The 20,896-nt window shown below is 60.8% G+C and carries 19 protein-coding genes; 10 read left to right on the forward strand and 9 right to left on the reverse strand.

Annotation, left to right across the window (positions count from 1 at the left end; all coding sequences use genetic code 11):
* Positions 1 to 56 precede the first annotated feature (56 nt).
* Positions 57 to 881: a RibD family protein gene (locus CTT34_RS18415; protein WP_366070196.1), complete on the reverse strand. Its 825-nt coding sequence runs from the start codon at positions 879 to 881 to the stop codon at positions 57 to 59.
* 97 nt (positions 882 to 978) lie between these two features.
* Here CTT34_RS18415 and ribA point away from each other — a divergent pair, with 97 nt between their 5' ends.
* On the forward strand, positions 979 to 2,082 hold the full coding sequence (gene ribA, locus CTT34_RS04825; RefSeq protein WP_159341432.1) for a GTP cyclohydrolase II RibA: 1,104 nt from the start codon (positions 979 to 981) through the stop codon (positions 2,080 to 2,082).
* Here the strand turns inward: ribA and CTT34_RS04830 are convergent.
* The 4 genes from CTT34_RS04830 to CTT34_RS04845 form a co-directional block, all read right to left on the reverse strand.
* Entirely contained in the window at positions 2,079 to 2,879 is an 801-nt protein-coding gene (locus CTT34_RS04830; RefSeq protein WP_159341433.1) for a creatininase family protein, read from the reverse strand. The genes ribA and CTT34_RS04830 overlap by 4 nt on opposite strands.
* 170 nt (positions 2,880 to 3,049) lie before the next feature.
* Positions 3,050 to 3,718 (reverse strand): FkbM family methyltransferase, encoded by a 669-nt coding sequence (locus tag CTT34_RS04835; protein ID WP_254436456.1) that lies wholly within the window; start codon positions 3,716 to 3,718, stop codon positions 3,050 to 3,052.
* The gene (gene mdoH, locus CTT34_RS04840) at positions 3,719 to 5,689 is read right to left on the reverse strand and encodes a glucans biosynthesis glucosyltransferase MdoH (RefSeq protein WP_159341434.1); all 1,971 of its coding nucleotides are present in this window, start codon (positions 5,687 to 5,689) and stop codon (positions 3,719 to 3,721) included.
* Positions 5,682 to 7,184, reverse strand: coding sequence for an OpgD/OpgG family glucan biosynthesis protein (locus CTT34_RS04845; protein ID WP_254436457.1), 1,503 nt, complete (start codon positions 7,182 to 7,184; stop codon positions 5,682 to 5,684). Before CTT34_RS04845 ends, mdoH begins: the two co-directional genes overlap by 8 nt.
* 203 nt (positions 7,185 to 7,387) lie before the next feature.
* On the opposite strand from CTT34_RS04845, the gene CTT34_RS04850 reads away from it, so the two are divergent.
* Complete coding sequence (locus CTT34_RS04850) at positions 7,388 to 8,983, forward strand: alkaline phosphatase family protein (protein ID WP_159341436.1); 1,596 nt, start codon at positions 7,388 to 7,390, stop codon at positions 8,981 to 8,983.
* Positions 8,980 to 10,389: a mannose-1-phosphate guanylyltransferase/mannose-6-phosphate isomerase gene (locus CTT34_RS04855; RefSeq protein ID WP_159341437.1), complete on the forward strand. Its 1,410-nt coding sequence runs from the start codon at positions 8,980 to 8,982 to the stop codon at positions 10,387 to 10,389. The genes CTT34_RS04850 and CTT34_RS04855 overlap by 4 nt, the downstream gene beginning before the upstream one ends.
* A 10-nt stretch (positions 10,390 to 10,399) precedes the next feature.
* Here CTT34_RS04855 and CTT34_RS04860 read toward each other — a convergent pair whose 3' ends face one another.
* From CTT34_RS04860 to CTT34_RS04875, 4 genes are all read right to left on the reverse strand, one after another.
* Positions 10,400 to 10,750: a DUF4870 family protein gene (locus tag CTT34_RS04860; RefSeq protein WP_159341438.1), complete on the reverse strand. Its 351-nt coding sequence runs from the start codon at positions 10,748 to 10,750 to the stop codon at positions 10,400 to 10,402.
* Positions 10,751 to 10,761: 11 nt separating this feature from the next.
* Positions 10,762 to 11,694, reverse strand: a complete 933-nt coding sequence (locus tag CTT34_RS04865) for a lysophospholipid acyltransferase family protein (protein WP_159341439.1) — start codon at positions 11,692 to 11,694, stop codon at positions 10,762 to 10,764.
* Between the two features lie 3 nt (positions 11,695 to 11,697).
* Positions 11,698 to 12,102 carry a DUF4870 family protein gene (locus CTT34_RS04870; protein ID WP_159341440.1) on the reverse strand — a complete coding sequence of 135 codons (405 nt, stop codon included), beginning with the start codon at positions 12,100 to 12,102 and terminating at the stop codon, positions 11,698 to 11,700.
* Between the two features lie 117 nt (positions 12,103 to 12,219).
* Complete coding sequence (locus CTT34_RS04875; protein ID WP_044627922.1) at positions 12,220 to 12,603, reverse strand: VOC family protein; 384 nt, start codon at positions 12,601 to 12,603, stop codon at positions 12,220 to 12,222.
* Positions 12,604 to 12,642: 39 nt separating this feature from the next.
* Between CTT34_RS04875 and CTT34_RS04880 the strand changes: the two genes are divergently transcribed.
* The 7 genes from CTT34_RS04880 to CTT34_RS04910 all read left to right on the forward strand — a co-directional run bounded on the left by CTT34_RS04880 (position 12,643) and on the right by CTT34_RS04910 (position 20,895).
* Positions 12,643 to 13,281 carry a class I SAM-dependent methyltransferase gene (locus CTT34_RS04880; RefSeq protein ID WP_159341441.1) on the forward strand — a complete coding sequence of 213 codons (639 nt, stop codon included), beginning with the start codon at positions 12,643 to 12,645 and terminating at the stop codon, positions 13,279 to 13,281.
* 135 nt (positions 13,282 to 13,416) lie between these two features.
* Positions 13,417 to 14,787, forward strand: coding sequence for an MFS transporter (locus CTT34_RS04885; protein WP_159341442.1), 1,371 nt, complete (start codon positions 13,417 to 13,419; stop codon positions 14,785 to 14,787).
* A gap of 114 nt (positions 14,788 to 14,901) precedes the next feature.
* A complete protein-coding gene (locus CTT34_RS04890; protein ID WP_159341443.1) occupies positions 14,902 to 16,695 on the forward strand; it encodes an acyl-CoA dehydrogenase in 1,794 nt (597 codons plus the stop codon).
* A gap of 90 nt (positions 16,696 to 16,785) precedes the next feature.
* A complete protein-coding gene (locus CTT34_RS04895) occupies positions 16,786 to 18,432 on the forward strand; it encodes an acyl-CoA synthetase (RefSeq protein WP_159341444.1) in 1,647 nt (548 codons plus the stop codon).
* Positions 18,429 to 19,277 (forward strand): 3-hydroxybutyryl-CoA dehydrogenase, encoded by an 849-nt coding sequence (locus CTT34_RS04900; protein WP_039176547.1) that lies wholly within the window; start codon positions 18,429 to 18,431, stop codon positions 19,275 to 19,277. The genes CTT34_RS04895 and CTT34_RS04900 overlap by 4 nt, the downstream gene beginning before the upstream one ends.
* Before the next feature lie 109 nt (positions 19,278 to 19,386).
* Positions 19,387 to 20,160 carry an enoyl-CoA hydratase-related protein gene (locus CTT34_RS04905; RefSeq protein WP_044627916.1) on the forward strand — a complete coding sequence of 258 codons (774 nt, stop codon included), beginning with the start codon at positions 19,387 to 19,389 and terminating at the stop codon, positions 20,158 to 20,160.
* A gap of 117 nt (positions 20,161 to 20,277) precedes the next feature.
* Positions 20,278 to 20,895, forward strand: a complete 618-nt coding sequence (locus CTT34_RS04910) for a LysE family translocator (protein ID WP_044627915.1) — start codon at positions 20,278 to 20,280, stop codon at positions 20,893 to 20,895.
* Position 20,896: the final 1 nt, after the last annotated feature.

Here is a 20,896-nt window from a genome sequence, read left to right on the forward strand (position 1 = left end):
CTCACGCAACCCCTTCGTCTGGCTCGACCTCGTTTAACCCAGCCCCGACCGGTGGGTTAGACGGCACCCAGCTCCACGTCGAACAGCATGTCATCGCCACACCGGAACGAGCGCATCGTGGGGCGCAGCGCGCTCTCCAGCGTCTCGATGGGCGTCATTTGCAGGCCGGGCCTGCCGGAGCCGATCAGCAGCGGGGCCACCATCAGGTGCAGACGGTCGACACACTGCGCTTCGATGAACTGAGAAATAGTGACACCGCCGCCTTCTACCAGCACGCGTTTAAGCCCGCGTGTCGCCAGCAGTGCCACGACCGCCGACGGCTCGAACTGCCCGCGGGCGTTCAATGGCAGCACGCAGCGCTCCGCGTGGCTCGGTGCAGGCATCGCGTCTGGCCCGGTGATATGCAGGGTCTCGACGTCACTGCTGCGAAACAGCGCCAAATCGCCTGGCACGCGCCCGCGCGGATCAAGTACCACCCGGGTCGGATGGCAGCCGTGGACGTGGCGTACGGTGAGCTGGGGATTGTCGGCGGCAGCGGTACCCGCACCGACCAGCACCGCATCGGCCAGGGCGCGAAGGCGGTGCAAATGGACGATGCTGTCATGACCGTTGATGTAGTGGGAGTGCCCGCTTTCCGTGGCAATTCGACCATCCAGACTCTGCCCCAACTGGGCGACTACCCAGTGGGGACGCAACGCCAGCGGCGTCAGGCAGTCCAACAGCATCTCGGCCTGAGGCGTCACGGTGTGTGGCGAGTGCCACCGACCGTCGCTGGTGACCGTCAGCGCCGCCGTGCTGGAAATTCTCTCGCGCTGAGCGAGCAGCCACTGCCACGCGGTATCAATATCGATCGAATGGGATGTACTACTGGAGTCGGGCATGACGCCTCCACACTGAAAATAACCTCAGATCATGCGGGGCCATGTTGCCCAACGCAAGCAACCTTTGCCCATATCATTAGGCAACCTGGAGGCCTACATGTATCAAATTGAACGCGCTATTTTCGATATTCGTCGTGGTTTACCGGTCGTGATCAGCAACGGTGAGCAGCGCCTTCTCGTTCAAGCACTAGAGGGCAGCCGTTCGGTGGATACCCTGGCCCATTTATCCGGGGCGCGTCCTGCGCTGGTACTCACCCGCCACCGCTTGGAAGCCATGGGATTATCGCTCACTGCAGAAGCCGCTTGCCTACCGCTGGCGGAGCAGGTGAGCGAACGTGAGCTGCATCAGTTGGCCGTTGCCCACTCCGGCAGCAAACCCAGCGCGCTATTGAGCGGACTGAAACCCGCAGGGGCCGCCGAACGGGGCGCCGTGGCATTAATGCGCCGTGCGCTGCTGATCCCCGCTGCTTTGACCGCAGTGGTCAGCGAAGACGCCCATGCCGATATTGCCGAGCAAATTGCTCAAGGGCGGCTGTTAGAAGTCAAGGCTGACGAGGCGCAGAAGTGCTTGGCGGGCGCACCGGGCATGCTGAAGCGAGTGAGCGAGGCGAGTATTCCGTTGGAAGACGCCCCGAACAGCCGCTTTGTGCTGTTCCGTGAGCCGGATGGCCTGCGCGAGCACGTGGCGGTCGTGATTGGCCAGGTCGAGGCGCTGGAAGGCCCGGTGCCGCTGCGGATGCACTCCGCTTGTTTGACCGGCGATCTGTTTGGCAGCCTGCGCTGCGACTGTGGCGAGCAGCTTCGCAATGCCGTGGCGGATATCCAGGCCATGGGGGGCGGCGTGCTGCTCTATCTGGCCCAAGAGGGGCGTGGCATTGGTCTAGCGAACAAGCTGCGTGCTTACACCCTGCAGGATAGCGGCCTGGATACCGTAGATGCTGATCAGGTGCTGGGGTTTGGCGATGACGAGCGCCAGTACGCCGTGGCAGTGGACATGCTGAATGCACTGAATATCGAGCAAGTGCAGCTACTCACCAATAACCCGCTGAAGATGTCAGCTCTGAAAGAGGGCGGTATCGAGGTGGTGTCCCGCCAGGCATTGTATGGCAGCGTGACGGACCACAACCACCGTTACCTGAGTGCCAAAGCCAACCGGGCGGGCCACTTTTTGGACGAAGTGCTCGAAAGCCGCGGTCGTTAACGTCTGCCCGCCGCGGGTACTTCCAGCGGCGGTAGCTGTGCGGTTTCCGTAACGACTTGGGCAAGCTGCATGGCGTAGTGATCCACGAGGCGTTTACCCAGTGCAGCGTTGGCGTGGCTGGCATCCCCGGCCACGCCGTGCTCGCTTAAATCCTCCCCTAACCAGGCAAAGGCGGCGCTGCCTTCGGGGCTCACCAGCGCGCCTGTCGCAGGAGTGGCAGGGGCGGTGGGGGAATAGCCGTCTAGAGTGACGAGCTGCGGTGCCAGATGCTGCATCATGGCGGTTTCGAGCAGCCCGCCGTGCAGCCCGTAACGCAGCTCATCGGCGTTCATCGCGCCTTCCAGTGGCGGTAGCCGGGTGTAGGTCGCTTTGACCACGCGCATATGGCAGCGCCGCCGGAGTGTGAGGGCCGCTAAATCCATGACGGCTTTATTGCCGCCGTGGCTGTTGATCAGTACGAGCTTGCGAATGCCAGCGCGAGCAATGCTTTCGCCGTAGGCTTCAAGCGTGGCAATGGCCAGCGGGGCGGGTAGGCTCAACGTGCCCGGAAAGCTTGCATGCTCATCGCTGGCGCCCACGGCCATGGCGGGCAGGCACACGACGTCCACGCGAGCATCCTGCGCGTCCAACCGTTCCAGCATCGCCGCCTGCAAGCCTTCACCGATGATGAGGTCGGTGCCCAGCGGTAGATGGGTGCCGTGTTGCTCGATGGCCCCCAGAGTAATGACCGCGACCGGGTCGCGTGGCGATAGGGCGTGAAGCTGAGGAGCGGTCAGGTGCTGCCAGTGATAAACCATGAACATCCCGTTTGCGATAGGGTGATTAACGTGTGTCATCCAAGGGCCGCGCCGGGCTTGGCACACGTGTTTGATAATAGCGCGTGGTCGCTGCGACAGGCGTAAATGTCTCCCGAGGCAAGCTGATCGGCCCCTTCGGCAAGCCATGCGGCCATGGCGTCCGGCGTAAGCTAGGTATCGAAGCGGAACTGGCGCTGCTCACCGGCAATGGCGTTGAAGCGGTAGTCGCCCAGGCGCTGAATCTGCGCTAGGCAAGCGTGACTCACTTCGAGCATGCCCGCCACGAACTCCACGGACAGCGCGGCCACGGGATAGTTAAGCCCCTGCAGCACCTCCGCCTCGAATCCTTCCACGTCGATCTTGATGAATCGAGGCTCGCCGTAGCGGTCGATCAACGCATCCAAAGTGGTCATCTCCACCCGTAGCGTCTCTTCCCAGCGTACTCGCTGGAAGCCCGGGTTACGCTCGCCGACTTGGCGACGCCACTCGGTAGCGAGCGTCGAGAGCGTAGGGTTGCCCACGCTGATGGCAATGTCCGCATGGCCGGGGGCGGGGCCAACCGCCAGAGGCAGTAAGGTGATATGGGGACTTTTTAGCAGCCGTTGAAACCATTTGGCCAGCGCTGGCTGGGGTTCTAGCGCAATGACCTGCGCCCCCAGTGACTGAAAGGCGGCACTGCGGTCGCCCAAATGCGCGCCAATATCGAAGGCGATATCGCCCGGTGCTAAAAAGGGCTGGTAGAGCCGCTTCAAACTGCGCTGCCGCCCAGGCCGCCAGTATATGAACAAGGAGCGGGCCAAGCCGCTGGCACTACGAAGCTGTTGAAGCGTAGAGGGCATCTAATGGGGCTCCTTCGCCCGGGAAACGGCTGGCTCTTGAGAGGACTTGCCGGGTTTTAACAGTTGGCAAGGCATATCGCCATACAGCTCGTTGGGGGGCACGTTCAGCGTGAGATCGCCACGGGTATCCAGCGCTTGAGAGCTGCGCGCCGTCAGGTCGGCAAAGTCCTTGAGCAGTGCCGGTGTCAGGCTAATGCTGGGCGTGTGCAGCAGCCCTAGCCGGTGGCTGACCACGCCGCCCCAGGTGCCGCTGCTTGAGTATTTTACCAGCGGGGCAGCGGCCACGAGGCCAAGCCAAGCGGGGGTCAGCCAACCAAACGCCGATGGAGAGAACAGCGCCATCAGGCTTGCCCACAGCACCCCACAGAGCGTCATCCACCCAGTATGCCGCCAGGTTTCACGCCAGCTCAACGAGCGCTCGCCCCGGTGCTGAGTTTGCCAGTCGATGGCGCGGCCAATCAGCACGTTGATGATGAACAAGCTGTGCCACGCCATCATCAGCGGCGCAATCAGCGCGGCAAACACGATCTCGAGCAGCGTGCTGGCCACCAGCTTGAAGCGCCCGCCAAAGGCGTGGGGGCATTGGCAGATAGTCAGCAGTAATCCGAGCAGCTTGGGAGCCATCAGCATGCCTAGCGTGGTACTCAATAGCCATAGGGATAGCGCCTTGGGCAACAGTGGCTCTGTGGCACCGTCGAGTGCGTGGTAGCCCACCATGAGGCTGGTGCACACTAGCAATCCCAGCCACACCAGAGAGGATAAGTAGGCAAATGCACCAAAGAAGAAGTGCAGGCGACTGATGATGTGGAAGCCAGCGCCCGTCAATAGGCGCAGGTGCTGGAGGTTGCCCTGGAGCCAGCGCCGGTCGCGCTTGGCAAAATCGAGCAGATTGCTGGGCATGGCTTCGAAGCTGTTGCGCGACGCGCTGGCATGGGGGTTGTGCCGGGAGAGCGCCGCCGTTGCCGAGGTATCCAGCAGTACTTGCCAGCCGCCACGCCTTAGCAGGGCCGCTTCTACGAAATCGTGGCTTAAAAGCTCGCCCCCAAGCGGCGGTTTGCCCGACAGCGTTGGCAGCCCTGCGTGGGCCATGAAGGCGCGGGTACGAATGATCGCATTGTGTCCCCAGTAATTGGCGGCGTCGCCCTGCCAAAAACTCTGGCCCGCTGCCAGCATGGGGCTGTACAGCGCCGAGGCAAGCTGGGTAAAACGGCCAAACAGCGTGCGTTGCCCCACGGGAATGGGCACGGTTTGAATCAGCCCTACGGTGGGGTAGCGCTGCATTTGATGCACCATGTGCAGCAGGGTGTCGCCGCTCATCAGGCTATCGGCATCCAGCACGATCATATAGTCGTAGCGGCGGCCCCAGCGGCGGCAGAAGTCGGCAATATTGCCCGCTTTGCGCCCGTGATTGTTGGGGCGACGGCGGTAATGCACCGCGAGCTGCCCCGCCAAGCGCTGCTGTAGCGCGGCCACGTGAGCGGCTTCTTCGTCAGCTTGGGCGGGGTCTTGGGTATCGCTGAGAATGAACACTTCGAAGTGCTGACCGATCACGCGCGCGGTGTCTTCGTCCTGTGCACTGGGCTGCTGAAGCAGCGAGCGGCAGGTGGCTTCAAGACCCGCCATCGTGGGAATCGGGGGTTCGGCGTAAATCGGCATGACCAGCGCCGTGCGGCTGACCAAACGGCTGGCGGTTGGGCGCTCTGTCGTCACGCGTTTGAGACTGAGGGGGTCAAGGCGTAACGCGCAGATCACGAAACCACAGACGGCTCCCCAAAAGGCCAGCGCAATCCAGCTAAAGGTGAGGCCAAACAGCGTCAGCATGGCGATTTGCCAACCCAGCGCAAGGTTGTCGACCACGTGGACCATCGCTAGACAGCCTACGATGCTGGACCCGATGACCAGCGTGGCCAGCAGCGCACGCCGAGCGTTGAGCCACGGGATGGAGGGCGTCAGCGTAGGCACATCACGCATCGGGATACCACACGTAGTTCCAGGTCTCGGTTACGGGCTCACCGTCGCGCATCAGGCGCAGACGGATATCGCTGGGCTGGCGGCTGGGAGGCAGCCTGAACGTGGCGCGTCGACCGCTATTGGGCAGCACTTTGACCTGGGGCAGTAACGCTTCGCCCTCTCGCACGCTGATATCCAGCGTGAGTTCCGCATCGGCCGACAGTGCCTCCAAAGTACCGCCGGCAAAATCGACCACGAACTGGCGCTGCTCGGCGGAAGGCGAGTCCGCTTCACCCGGCACGGCGGCGCTGCCGTGACGGGTGCGAATCACTTTCCCCAGAGCGTGCCCTTCAGGCTGTTCGTTCAGGGCATAGGTGCGGTAGTGCAGGCGCTGAGTGTCGCCAGCCTTAAGCGTGTCCTCAGCGACCCAGTAGGCCACGATGTTGTCGTGGGTTTCGTCCGGCGTGGGAATTTCCACCAGCTCAACGTGACCTTTGCCCCACGCCTCCAGCGGCTCGACCCACTGGCTGGGGCGGCGGTGGTAGTTGGCCTCTAGATCGAGGTAGCGATCAAAGTCGCGCTCGCGCTGCATGAGGCCAAACCCTTGGGGTGCATCATCGGTAAAGCTTGAAACGCGTACGGCCGATGGGTTGCTCAGCGGTCGCCAGATCCATTCGCCTTGCCCGGTATGCATCAGCAGGCCATCGGAGTCATGAACCTGAGGGCGGAAGTCATCCGGCCGTTGGGCGCTCGCTTCCCCAAAGGTGAACATGCTGGTCAGCGGGGCGATCCCGACTTTTTCGATATCGTCACGGGCAAAGATCTCGGCTTCTATTTCCGCTTCGGTGTGCTCGCCGGGAGTGAGGGTGAAGCGGTAGGCACCGCTCAGCGACGGGCTATCCATCAATGCCATCAGCGTGACGCTCTCGGCGTCGCTGTCTGGTGTGACCAACCAAAACTCGCGAAAGGCCGGGAACTCTTCGCCTTGAGACGAGGCGGTGTTGATCGCCAACCCTCGTGTGGATAACCCGTAGGCTTGATGCTGGCCAACCAGACGAAAGTAGCTGGCGCCGAGAAAGACGGCGAATTCATCCGCGTAGTCGGGATTATTGAGCGGATAGTGGAGACGAAAACCGGCGTGTCCGCTGCCGCTCAAATCATGTTCGAGCAGTTCGCTGGCGTCGCCATCGTAGCGAAAATCGTCGGTGGTAAAGTCGAGAGGGACGACGTCGCCATTCTCGACCATGTTCAGCGCTACCGGCGTTTGAAATAGAAACCCGCTGTGGAAGAGCTGTAGGCTAAAGGGGCTGTCGTCGTGCCAGTAGGCACGTTCGGGATTGAAGCGAATTTGCCGGTAGCCATCGTAGTTAAGCGATTGCAGTGCCTCGGGCAGTGAAGACTCGGGCGCTTCATAGGGGGCATTGGCTAACTGTTGGGCACGCGCCACGACCTGTTGAAATACGGCGTCTTCGCTAGCGGTGGCGGGCAGGGCGAGTGCCCAACTCAGTGATAACATCCATTTTGCAGTCCTACGACAACCCATGGGCGAGTTCCTTTCGTGACCTGATAGAGTGGACAACACGTCATTGTGTGAAATATTTAAACAAAAACTATACGCTTAACAAGCTGGGTCAAACATTAAGATTAAACGCAGCGACGCGCGTACGCCGTCAATCGGTTATACCGCTGATGCTCTCTACAACGCTAGTGGTGGAATGAATGCTTCGTCTCCTTGTCACGGCCTGTGCGCTGAACGTGCTATTGGTCGCCCCGTTGTGGTGGCGTTTTGGCACGCTATCGCCTTTGATCGCATGGGAAGCATGGGTCATCGCCTCCGCCATGCTGCTATTACCCCCTGGCCCATGGCGGCGCTGGGTGGGTATCGGGGTCGTTAGTGCCCTGGCACTGGCTACGGCGGCCAATTTGGGGGAGGCGGCGACTTATACGGCGTTTGGGCGGCCGCTCAACCTCTACCTGGATGTGCCGCTGGTACGCTCCATTTACCACCTGCTAGTGGGTAATGTAGGCCAACTGGCGGCAATTTTCCTGATGCTGCTAGGCGGTATGCTGCTCCTTGGCTTGCTGTGGCTGATGCTGCGCCTATTACTGCCTGCTCGCCCCCCTAAGCGCCGAGGTGGGGTGGTTGTCACAGCCAGCGTGTTGCTGGTGGGTAGCTTAGGTATGAGCATTTTAGAGGCGAATCACCACCGCTTGGTTCCCCATGCCGCGCTGCCGATGGTCACGACCTCCCGTTTTCAATGGGCGCAGATCCTCGATACCCATCGGGCCCGGCAGGCATTCAGTGAGCAGTTAGAAGCGTCTCCGTTAGCGGCGCAGGCCTTGCCAGGCTTGGCTGGACGGAACGTACTGCTGACGTTCATCGAGTCCTACGGCGTGTCTGCTCTCGATGATCCGCGCTATAACCGAACGCTGCTGCTTACGTTGGAAGACCTTAAGCGTCGGTTATCCAACCGTGGCCTGCACGTGGTGTCGGGGCTGGTGGAATCCCCCATCCGCGGTGGGCAGTCGTGGCTTGCCCATGCGACGACGCTGAGTGGCCGCTGGATCGACAATCAGCTCTGGTATCGGCTGATGCTGGAGAGCGGCCACTCGACGATGATCGATGACTTTCATGCCACCGGTCAGCGCACACTCAGCGTGATGCCCGCGATTACGTTGGCGTGGCCAGAGGGGCAGGCCTACGGCTTCGACCAAATCGCCGCAGCGAAGGATATCCCCTACGCCGGGCCGCCGCTCAACTGGGTGACCATGCCGGATCAATTTACCCTGGACTATACCCAGCGCGAGCTATTGGGCGACGAGCCGGTCTTTGCGCAACTCGCGCTGATTTCCAGCCATGCGCCCTGGACGCCGGTGCTCCCGGTGCTGGAAAACTGGTCGCTGGTGGGTGATGGGAGTATCTATGCGCCCTGGGAAAACGCAGGCGATCCGCCCGAAGTGATTTGGCGAGATTTGGAGCGAATTCGCGATCACTACGCGTGGTCGGTGGACTACGCTGTTAGCGTGACCGGGCGCTGGGCCGCGCGAGTGGCCGATGAGCAGACGCTGCTGATTGTCTTGGGCGACCATCAGCCCGCACCGCTGATTACCGGCGATGACGCCAGTGCCGCGGTTCCGGTGCATATCATTAGCGGCGACCCGGCGTTGCTGGCACCGTTTAAACAGCGCGGTTTCGTGGAGGGTATGCTGCCTCCACTAGCGCGCCCGCAGGATGCGCCGCGAATGAGCCAGCTGCGCCACTGGCTGCAGCAGGACTTTGGCCCCTCGGCACTATCACCAAGGACGACACCATGATTCAACCGGTTATTTTGAGCGGTGGCAGCGGCACCCGGCTTTGGCCGCTCTCCCGAGAGCAGATGCCCAAACAGTTTTTGCGCTTAACCGGCGAACAGAGCCTGCTTCAGCAAACGCTCACTCGCCTTGAGGGCTTGACGACGCTACCGCCGATGCTGATGGGGCACCATTCGCACCGATTTTTGATGGCCGAACAGCTGCGTGAAGCCCAGCAGGAGGGCCAGATCGTGCTAGAGCCAGCAGGGCGCAATACCGCCCCGGCGATTGCCTGCGCGGCCCTGTTGGCGCGGCAATCCGGCGAAGACCCGCTGCTGCTGGTGCTACCCGCTGACCACGTTATTGGCGATGCAGCGGCGTTTATCGATAGCGTGCGGCGTGCCGAACCGCTCGCAGAGCAGGGTTATCTCGTGACCTTTGGCGTGGTGCCGACCCATCCAGAGACCGGTTACGGCTACATTGCCTGCGGTGACGCGTTGGGGGAGGGTCACCATCTGGCAGCATTCATCGAAAAACCCGCGTTGGAGCATGCCAAAGCGCTGCTTGAGCAGGGTGACACGCTCTGGAATAGCGGCATGTTTTTGCTGCGCGCCTCCCGCTATTTGGCGGAGCTTGAACGGCTTCAGCCTGACATGCTGGCCGCCTGCCAAGAGGCGGTGGCGTGTGCCCATCGTGATCTGGACTTTCTGCGCTTGGACGAACAGGCGTTTCAGCGCTGCCCTAGCGAATCGATCGATTACGCGGTCATGGAGCACTGTGCGCAGGCAGCCGTGGTGCCTTTAGACGCTCAGTGGAGCGATATTGGCAGCTTTGATGCGCTGATGGCGACGCACATCCCGGATACGGCTGGCAACGTGGTGACAGGCGATGGCGTACTGAGCGATACCCGCCGCTCGCTCGTGGTGGCGAACCACCGCTTAGTCGCCACGCTGGGTGTTGAAGACCTGATTGTGGTGGAAACCTCAGACAGCGTACTGGTGGCGCATCGAGACCAAGCGCAGGGCGTTAAACAGCTCGTGGCGGCGCTAAGCCAAGCGGGGCGCAGCGAGCCGCATACTTCGCCGCAGGTACATCGCCCTTGGGGCAGCTTTCAAGCCATGGACAACGGCGAGCGCTACCAAGTGAAGCATATTACCGTGCGTCCTGGGGCGCGGCTTTCGCTGCAGCGCCACCATCATCGCGCCGAACACTGGGTGGTGGTCAGCGGCACGGCCAAGGTCACGGTGGACGAGCGCACGTTTTTGGTCAGCGAAAACCAGTCCACTTACATCCCCATTGGCGCGCTACACCGCCTGGAGAATCCGGGAAAAATTCCGCTGGAACTGATCGAAGTGCAGTCCGGTAGCTACCTGGGCGAGGATGACATCGAACGACTGGATGACGTGTACGCGCGCCACAGCGACGAGTAATGGAGCGTACCTACCAGAGCCAGCTACCCGGCCGTGCCGGTGGCTGGCCTTTACGCACCGCCACCCAGCCGATAATGCAGCGCACGCCGAGCCATACCACCAGCAGCGGCCAGAGTAGCGTGCCGATAAAGATCAGGCTCAGGGTAAACGTGACGATAAAGTAGAGGCTGCCGATCCAGAACGTGCGGATCAAATAGCGGTAGTGCGCCTGCAGCCAGGGGGCCGCTTCTTTACGGTAGACATAGGCAATGATCACACCAATCAACAGGGTGACGTTGGCCGTGACGAGCCCTGCCAAATAAAGCGCATAAATAATTTGTGGCGGACGCGTATCCTCTTTGGGGAGGTATCGTTCAGTCATGGCCATCCTCGCTAGTAGAGACGGAAGTCGTTGGCATTAGGCAGCCCTTGCTGCTCTTCCACCACTTTGCGGTAGCGTTTGTACTCCCACTGATACTGCGCTGGGTCCAGCGCAATGGAAGCTTCGACGCTGGCATTTACGCCGGTGGCGGACGTGGCATCCTCCTCGCTATACACCTGCTCGTCGGCATCGAGAAAGTGAATCTCGAAGCCTTTGCCAGGAATGCGCAGAGCCACACCGGTGACTACCCGCGCTTGGGTGCGCGCCACCAGCTTGGGTAACAGCGTGGCGGTATAGGCATCGCGGCCATAGAACGGCGCAAACACGCCGCTGCCCCAATCCGGCTCTTGGTCCGGCAAAATACCAATCGCCTCGCTACGCTTCAGCGCTTTGAGCAGCGCCGCCACGCCCCGCGGGTTGGTGGGTACTAGCTTTGCGCCCATGCGCTCGCGGCCATGGCGGATAATCGGCTCTAAGTCAGCGATTTTGGGCGGTTCGTACATCGCGGTAAACGGAAAGTGGCTGGAGAGCCAAAAGTTCAGCACTTCCCAGTTGCCAAAGTGAGGAGCCAGCACGATCACGCCGCGCCCCTCGGCCCGGGCGCTGTCCAACTTGTCGCGGCCATGTACCGCTAGAATGCTGGCTTCTACCTTCTCGGGCGGGGCCATCCAGGCGTGACCGAGTTCCAGCATCGTCGCGGTGGAGTGCTGTAGGCTCTGTTTGGCCAGGGATTGCCGTTGATTGGCAGGCGCGTCGGGGTAGACCACCTTCAGATTGATCTCGGTTACCTTGCGCTCGCGTTTGCTAAAGCGATACACCTGCGGGCCGACCAGAGCCGCAATGCGCCAGAGCCAGCGCACCGGCCAGCGGGAGAGCGTGCGCCATAGCGTTGCAATGGCACGGGCTTGAAAGCGCGATGCAGGGGGAGTTGCCTGTTCGGTCATGGGTTACAGTAGCCAGCTATCGACATTGGAGGGCGCGCGCTTCTCCTGCAGCCCTTTAAAGCCCTTTACGCAGCGCACGATGAACCACACGGCCAGCGCGAGCAGCATGGGGAAACCGATCAGAATGAGCGTGAGCAGGGTGGCAACACTGCCGTACAGAAGGCCGATCCAGAAGGTGCGAATCTGGTAGCGGTAGTGTTCATCCAGCCAAGCCGGACCCTTGCCACGGTACACGTAGGCAATGATGACGCCGATCAGTGACGTAAAGCCCACCACAAAACTGGCGAGATAGAGGGCATAATTCACCATGGCCATGGTGGTGTCCGGGGGCGGGGTGGTGGCGGAGGTCTCGTCCGGCGTGGCGTGGCGGTCGACCACTTCACCTTCCAGCGGGGCGTCATCGCGCATGGGCGTTCCTTCTTTGATCAGGTCTATTCCAGCATCCAGCGGACACTTTGACTGCCCGCTATGATAGCGTGGGCGGGGCGACTTATCACCCGCAGGCCGCCCACGTCGGGGGCATACTTAACGCGCTGCCGGGCGGCAGATTTCCAGCAGGTTGCCGTCGGGGTCGCGCAGGTAAATCGACTCGATGGGGCCGCTGGCACCCTGGCGGGCCACGGGGCCAAGCTCGACCTCGATGGCCAGTGCATCCAGGTGCTGCTTAAACTCGTCCAGCGGTAGCTGGCAGCGCAGGCATAAATCCAGGCTGCCCGGTGTCGGCGTGGCTGAAATGGGCGCGATATCGGTATCGGTTTGGTGCAAGCGCAGGGCCGTGTCACCCAGCATCAAGTCAACGCGCTGAGCGTCCCGATAGCGTACATCCAGGCCTAATACACGAGAGTAAAAATCCACTGCGCGACCCATATCGGTCACGGTAACCACAAGATGATCCAGACCTGAGAGCATGCCTCTTTCCTTAATACAAACGTAAAACCAGAGAATACGATGATGCGACGCTGTCCGCTATGCCACGCGCAGGAGTCTGCGCTGTACCACCAAGACCGTCGCCGTGATTACTACCAGTGTGCCACGTGTGCGCTAGTGTTTGTGCCTAGCGAGCAGCATTTAACCGCTGCCGCCGAAAAAGCCGAGTACGACCAGCACCAAAACTCGCCGCAGGATACGGGATATCGGCGCTTTTTGGGGCGTTTATTTAATCCGTTGGCAACAAAGCTAGCTCCTGGCGCAAGAGGGCTGGATTTTGGCTGCGGCCCTGGGCCAACGCTCTCGGTGATGTTTGAGGAAGCGGGCTTTGATATAGATGTGTATGACATCTTTTACGCGCCCCATGCCGCGAATCTGACTCGCCAGTATGACTTCATTACCGCCACCGAAGTAGTGGAGCACTTGGCGGCACCGGGCGAGGTGCTGAACCTGCGGGTCGCGCAACTGCTACCCGGAGGCTATCTTGGGCTGATGACCAAGCGAGTGACGAGCCAAGAAGCCTTCGCCCGCTGGCACTATATTAACGACCCAACCCACGTCTGCTTTTTTAGTGAAGCGACCTTCCGCTGGTGGGCGGCTGAACAGGGTTTAACAGTCGAATTTACTGGCAACGACGTGGTAATTTTTAGAAAACACTAATCTGCTTGCTATAAGGGCGAAAAAGCATTGACTTTGCGCCTATGGAAGCAATAATTGCGCGCCCGTTTTCTTGCCTGTTTGATGTGATGGCGTGTTAACGGCAACGATTCATCCATTGAGCAAGGTGAGGTACGCATGTCGCGGCAACTGCTGGCCATGGCGTTAGCGCCCCTACTAGGGCTGTTTATTCTTGGGATTGGCAATGGCTTTCTCGCTACGCTGATTACCGTGCGTTTGGACGCAGCGGGCGAATCGGCGACGGTGATCGGGATTGTCTCGTCGGCCTATTTCATCGGCCTAGCCCTGGGTGCCATGGTCAACGACCGCCTGCTGCTGCGCATTGGTCATATTCGCGCTTACGGCAGCTTTGCCTCGCTGGTCGCGGTGACGGTACTGCTGCAAGGCCTTTTCTTCGAACCTTGGGCATGGTTTGCGCTGCGTTTGATCGGCGGCTGGGCCACGGTGGGTGTTTATCTGGTCATCGAGAGTTGGCTGCTCACGGCGGGCGACCAGAAAGTGCGCGGCCGCCTGCTGGCGCTTTATATGATCTCTCTTTACGCCGCCGGGGTACTGGGGCAGCTCATGCTCGGTATCACCAGCGCCATGGGCGACACCGCGCCCTTCATGGTGATTGGCCTGTTGGCGTCGCTCTCGGTACTGCCCATGGCGATGATTCCCCGGGTGTCGCCGCTCATCGAGCACGCCGAACCGCTACCGCCGCACCGTTTGATCACCATGACCCCCACCGGCGTCATGGGCAGTCTCGGTTCTGGCATGGTGGTCGCTGCCGCCTACACGCTGCTGCCGCTTTACCTGCAGCGCATTGGCATGAGCGTCAATCAGGTCGGCCAAATGATGGCCGTCGTTATCATGGGGGCGATGCTGCTGCAGTACCCCATTGGCCGCTGGTCGGATCGCCATGATCGCCAGATGGTCTTGATTGGTATCAGCGCCTTCTGCGTGGTGATTTCAGCGGCCATGCTGTGGTTGCCGCTCTCCACGCCGTTGCTCGCCGTACTGCTCTTTTTGTTGGGTGGTGGCGTGTTCGCGCTGTACCCGGTGGCCGTTAGCCATGCTGCCGACCGTGCGCCTGCCGGTGCACTGGTGCGGATGAGCCAGGGACTTTTGTTGATCAACTCGATTGGTGCCACCATCAGCCCGCTGATGATCTCGCCGGTGATGACCGCCATGGGCGATGCGGGCCTGTTCTGGGCGTTTGGCTCCCTCAGTCTATTCTTCGTGCTGTTCTTCGGATGGCGGCGTAGCGTGCGCCCGGCACCGGTGCCAGTGGCACCGTTCAACGCCACCACCCCAATGACCGCCGCCGGTGCTGAGCTGGTGGTGACCGAAGAGCTGGTACAAGGGGCGCTCGAACACGAGCACCTGGAAGACCTTTCCGACGTCGTGCCCGAAGTCGACGTGGCTGAGCCGGTAGTGGGGCCGCCCCAAGAAGACGAGAGCCACATCACCTACTACGATGACGTGGAAACCGAGGTGCGCAAATAAGCCGCTAAGGCGGCGACAGGTGAGACCTTAAGCTAATAGTGTGGTGAGACTAGGGAAACTACTATCGGCGATAGTGTTTTTACTACTTTTACCGCCGTCGCCTGAGGTTTTGCCATGAATTATTACGCCGCCCCGGTCCGTGATTTTCGCTTCGTGCTCGAAGAGATGTTAGCCCACCACTCCCTATCGCTACCGGGATTCGAAGAGGCCACGCCAGATCTCGTCGAGGCCGTTCTGGAAGAGGCCGCGAAGCTGGCGGGCGATGTGTGGGGCCCGCTCAACAGCACCGGCGACCGCCAGGGGGCTAAGCGCCATACTGATGGCAGCGTCACCACTCCTGAAGGCTTTGCCGCCGCCTATCAAGCGTATGTGGAGGGCGGCTGGAACGGTATTGGCGTGTCTGAAGAGCTGGGCGGGCAGAACCTACCCGAAGTGGTTGCCAGTGCGGTGCAGGAGATGCTCCACGGCGCGAACATGGCGTTAGGGCTATGCCCGATGCTCACCGCCGGTGCCATCGAGGCGCTGGCCCATCACGGCAGCGATGCCTTAAAAGCGACCTACCTGCCCAAGCTGGTTGAGGGCTCCTGGACCGGCACCATGAACCTCACCGAACCTCAAGCGGGGTCGGACCTCTCCAAAGTGCGTACCAAAGCCGTTCCAGAAGGCGAGCACTACCGCATCAGTGGCCAAAAGATCTACATCACCTGGGGCGAACACGACGCCGCCGAGAACATCATTCACCTCGTCCTTGCCCGCAAGCCCGATGCCCCGGAAGGTAATAAGGGGATTTCGCTGTTCCTGGTTCCCAAATTTCTGGTGAACGACGACGGCACGCTCGGCGAGCGAAATGACGTCACCTGCGCCTCCATCGAGCATAAGCTCGGCATTCACGGCTCGCCCACCTGTACGCTGAGCTTTGGGGAAAACGGCGGTGCCGTAGGCTACCTCGTAGGCGAGGAAGGCCGCGGGTTGAACCATATGTTTACCATGATGAATGAGGCGCGCCATAAAGTCGGGATTCAAGGCATTGGCGTGGCCGAGCGCGCCTGCCAGCACGCCTTTGCCTACGCCCACGAACGCACCCAAGGCCGCTCGCCCAAACAGCGGGGCGGCAGCGAATGCACCATTAGCGACCACTTTGATGTGCGCCGGATGCTGCTCTCCATGCGTGCCCGCACCGATGCGCTGCGTGCCCTGGCGCTCTACTGTGCCGGGCAGTTGGATATCGCCCGCCGTGCAGAGAGCGACGCCGAACGCCAAGCTGCCCAGGCCTGCGCTGATGTATTGATCCCGGTTGTGAAGAGCTTCTCGACCGACCAAGCGGTGGATATCGCCTCCATGGGCGTGCAGGTGCACGGCGGCATGGGCTACGTGGAAGAGACCGGAGCGGCCCAGCTATTGCGGGATGCGCGCATTGCGCCTATCTATGAAGGCACCAACGGCATTCAAGCGCTGGACTTGGCTGGCCGAAAACTGCAGCGAGACGGCGGTGCGGCGCTCTCTGTGCTGATCGATGACGTGCATAAAACGGCCGAAGCGCTGCGGGGTGAAGCGTCGCTGGCCAGCATGGGCAGTGCACTCGCCGCCGGTGCTGACGACCTGCGCGCCGCCATGGCCTTGGTACTGGAGCAGGGCAGCGACCCTGAACACGGCCCCGATGCCGTACAGGCATACGCCACGCCGCTGTTGAACCTGGCCGGGCACGTGCTGTGCGCTTGGCAAATGGGCATCGCGGCGCTGCATGCCCAACAGGCTGTAGACGGCGGCAGCGATGAGCCTTTTTACCGCACCAAACTGTGCAGCGCCGAGTTTGCCATTCACCAATGGCTGCCGGTTGGCCGCGCCCAGCGTGCCGTGGTCGAGGCCGGCTGGCAGTGTTTTAGCCAGTTCGATAGCGCGGCTCACTAACGCCACCGCCGCCTTATGGGCGGCGGTATTCGTTATAAGTGTCCGATAATAAAACGTCCTATAACAACAGCGAGAGTGCAGGAACCGATCATGACCTCCATCTTTGAACAAGACTTACCGCCAACCGCTGCCAACCATGTGCCGCTCTCGCCGCTCACCTTTATCGAGCGCTCGGCGGCCATCTATCCCGATTATCCGGCTGTGGTGCATGGCACGACGCGCCGCACCTGGGCCGAGACCTGGACACGCTGCCGCCAGCTAGCCTCAGCGCTGGAAAAGCGCGACATTCAACCTGGGCAAACGGTGGCCGCCATGCTGCCCAATATTCCCGCGATGTTCGAGGCTCACTTCGGCGTGCCGCTGGCGGGCTGCGTGCTGAATACGCTCAATATTCGCCTCGATGCCGACGCGATTAGCTATATGCTGGCCCACGGCGAAGCCAAGGTGATTCTGGTAGACCCTGAGTTTGCCGAGGTGATTCAAGCGGCGGTTGCCAAGTTGGAAAGCAAGCCGCTGATTATCGATGTGGCCGACCCGGAATTTTTGGGCGAGACCCAAGGCATTGGCGAGCTGGAGTACGAAGCGCTACTGGCCGAGGGCGACCCTGATTACGCCTACCGGCTGCCCAGCGACGAGTGGCAGGCGATTTCGCTGAACTACACCTCCGGCACCACTGGCAAGCCCAAGGGCGTGGTGTATCACCATCGCGGTGCCTACCTGAACGCGGTGAGTAATATTCTCGAGTGGGCCATGCCCCACCACCCGGTGTATCTGTGGACGCTGCCGATGTTCCACTGCAACGGCTGGTGCTTCCCCTGGACCATTGCCGCCAATGCGGGCGTTAGCGTGTGCCTGCGCAAGGTGGATCCCAAACGCATCACCGACCTGATCGCCGAAGAGGGCGTCACCCACTTCAGCGGCGCGCCGATTGTGCTCAATGGGTTGGTGAACCTACCGGCCGATCAAAAGCGGGTGTTTGATCATCCGGTAAAAGTGACCACCGCCGGTGCCGCGCCGCCCGCCTCGGTGATTGCAGGGGTGGAAAAGCTGGGCATCGAAGTGACCCACGTTTACGGGCTTACCGAGGTGTACGGCCCGGTCACGGTATGTGCTTGGCGCGAGGCGTGGAACGAGCTGCCACTGGAGACCCGTGCCAAAATCAAGGCCCGCCAAGGGGTGCGCTACCACATGCTGGAAGCGCTCTGCGTCGCCGATCCAGTCACGCTGGAACCCGTTGCCAAGGATGGCCAAACCATCGGCGAAATCCTGATGCGCGGCAACAACGTGATGAAGGGATATCTCAAAAACGCCGAGGCCACGGAAAAAGCGCTGGAGGGCGGCTGGTACCACACGGGTGACTTGGCGGTATGGCACGCCGACGGCTATATCGAGATTAAAGACCGCTCGAAAGATATCATCATCTCGGGCGGTGAAAACATCTCCACCATTGAAGTCGAAGATGCCATTTACAGCCATCCAGCGGTGGAAGAGGCCGCCGTGGTCGCGAAGCCGGATGAAAAGTGGGGCGAAACGCCCTGCGCGTTCGTCAAACTGAAAATAGGCTACGGCGAAGTCACCGAGGCGGATATCATTGCCCACTGCCGTAAGCATCTTGCGAGCTTTAAAGTGCCGAAAACGGTGGTTTTTAGCGAACTGCCCAAAACGTCCACGGGCAAAATTCAAAAATTCGTGCTGCGTGAAGAAGCCAGACAGCACCAGTCAGGGGAACAGCAATGAGCGAACAGCGGATTGGCGTGGTAGGCGCAGGCACCATGGGGCAGGGGATTGCTCAAGTGGTGGCCGCCAGTGGCTTTAATGTGCGGCTGTACGATGTCGCCGATGAGCAGCTCACCCGCGCCAAAAATGCGATCGATAAAGGGCTCGAGAAGCTCGTTGCTAAAGAGAAGATGACGGCAGAGGGCAAGCAGGAAGCGCTGGCTCGGCTTTCGACCACCACGGCGCTGGATGCGCTCAGCGACTGCAGCGTGATCATCGAAGCTGCCCCCGAGCAGCCCGCATTGAAAGAGAAGCTGTTTCGGGATCTCAGCCATTTGAGCAGCGACGCTATTCTGGCGTCGAACACGTCGTCTCTATCACTGACTCGACTGGCGGCGGTCTGCGAGCGCCCTGAGCGGGTGGTAGGCATGCACTTCTTCAACCCGGTGCCGGTACTCAAGTTGGTCGAGGTGATCCGCGCCGAGCAGACCTCGGATGCCACCGTAGAGCGCATCGAAGCGCTGACCAAAGCGCTGGGCAAAACCGCAGTGCCGGTGGGCGATGCGCCGGGCTTTGCCGTGAACCGTTTGCTGGTGCCGATGATCAATGAGGCCGCGTTTATCGTGCAGGAAGGCACCGCCACGCCGGAAGCCATCGATGACGCTATGAAACTAGGTGCCGCCCACCCCATGGGGCCGCTGGCGCTGGCGGATTTGATTGGCCTGGATGTGTGCTTGGCGATCATGGAGGTGCTGCAGGAAGGTTTTGGCGATCCCAAGTACCGCCCCTGCCCGCTGCTCAAGCGTATGGTGGCCGCAGGCTACCTGGGCCGTAAGAGCGGCCGTGGGTTCTATATCTACGAGTAGCCAACTACCGGATTGAAGCGCGACAAAAGAAGTGATTGCCACCCAACCAAGCGTTCGCTAGGGTTGAGTGGTCATCACTTACAAGCGCAATAACAATCAAGGAGCCATCATGAGCGACGCAGTGATCGAGAAGGTTGATAACGACGGTGTAGTGCGCCTGACCATTAATCGCCCCAAAGCCCTGAACGCGCTGAATAGCGACGTGCTCAGCGCTTTGGAAGCGCATTTAGTCGAGCTTGAAGCGCACCCCAACCTGCGGGCGGTATTGATTACCGGCGCTGGGGAAAAATCCTTTGTGGCCGGGGCAGACATCACTGAAATGCGTGATAAAACCCCCGAAGAGGCCCGCGCATTTGCCAGCCAGGCACTGCGTACCATCAAGCGACTTGAAACACTGCCCGTGCCGGTGGTCGCGCTGGTGAACGGGTTTTGCCTTGGCGGCGGCTGCGAACTGGCGCTGGCCTGCGACTGGGCCGTCGCCAGCGACAACGCCATCTTCGGCCAGCCGGAAGTCCTGCTAGGCGTCATTCCCGGCTTTGGCGGCACCCAGCGTTTGCCGCGCCGAGTCGGTCCCGCCATGGCCATCGACCTGGTGACGACCGGGCGCAAGATCGATGCTCAGGAAGCGCTGCGCATTGGCCTGGTCAACCGGGTAATGCCCCAGGCCGAGCTTGAGAGCTATGTTGAAGAGCTTACCAAGCAGCTGAAGGGTAACGGGCCGCAGTCGGTACGCGGCGCCAAGCAGGCCGTGCATGACGGCATGGATCAGGACCTCGATAGCGCCCTGGCGCTGGAAACCAGCCTGTTCGCCTTCTGCTTTGCAGGCCAGGAGCAGAAAGAGGGCATGAGCGCCTTTGTCGAGAAGCGCAAACCCAATTTCTAAGCTCTCTTTTTTCTAAGCTCTCTTTTTTCGAGTTTTACTTATTTGAGGGGTGGCGCACGCGTCACCCCTTATTTTATTCTCAGGCTTACTATTTCTTACTATGCCGGAGTGACCGCGATGCAGTGGGCCGCCTTTCTTCTTGCCGCGCTGGGGTTTGCCTATTTACCCGGGCCTGCGATGTTATACACCGCAGCACAAACGCTGGGACGTGGCCGACGGGCGGGCTGGTTGGCGGTGGCTGGGGTGCATCTTGGTTGCTATGTGCATGTTATCGCCGCCGCACTGGGGTTAGCGCTGCTGTTTGCGGCCATTCCACCTGCCTATCTCGCGATGAAAATCATCGGTGGACTCTATTTGCTCTGGATGGGCGTGCGTTTATGGCAACAAGGCATTCGCACGAGCAGTGACGAACTCCCGCTCGCTTCAACCAAGCGGGTACTGCGCGATAGCTTTCTGGTGGAAGTGCTTAACCCTAAAACGGCGCTTTTCTTCGTGGCGTTTCTGCCGCAATTTGTGCAGCCCGATATTGCCATGCCGGTCGCATGGCAATTGCTTTGGTTAGGCATTGCCACCAACGTGCTGTTCTCGTCAGCGGATGTGGTGGTGGTGCTATTGGCCAGCCCGCTTCGCGCATGGCTGCAAACGTCTCATGGCTCTTCCCGGTTGATTCAACGGATTGGCGGAGGCGTATTAATGGGGCTCGGAGGTAATACACTGGTGCAGGCAGCACGGTAGG

The sequence above is a fragment of the Halomonas meridiana genome (assembly GCF_009846525.1).
In the GTDB taxonomy this organism is placed as follows: domain Bacteria; phylum Pseudomonadota; class Gammaproteobacteria; order Pseudomonadales; family Halomonadaceae; genus Vreelandella.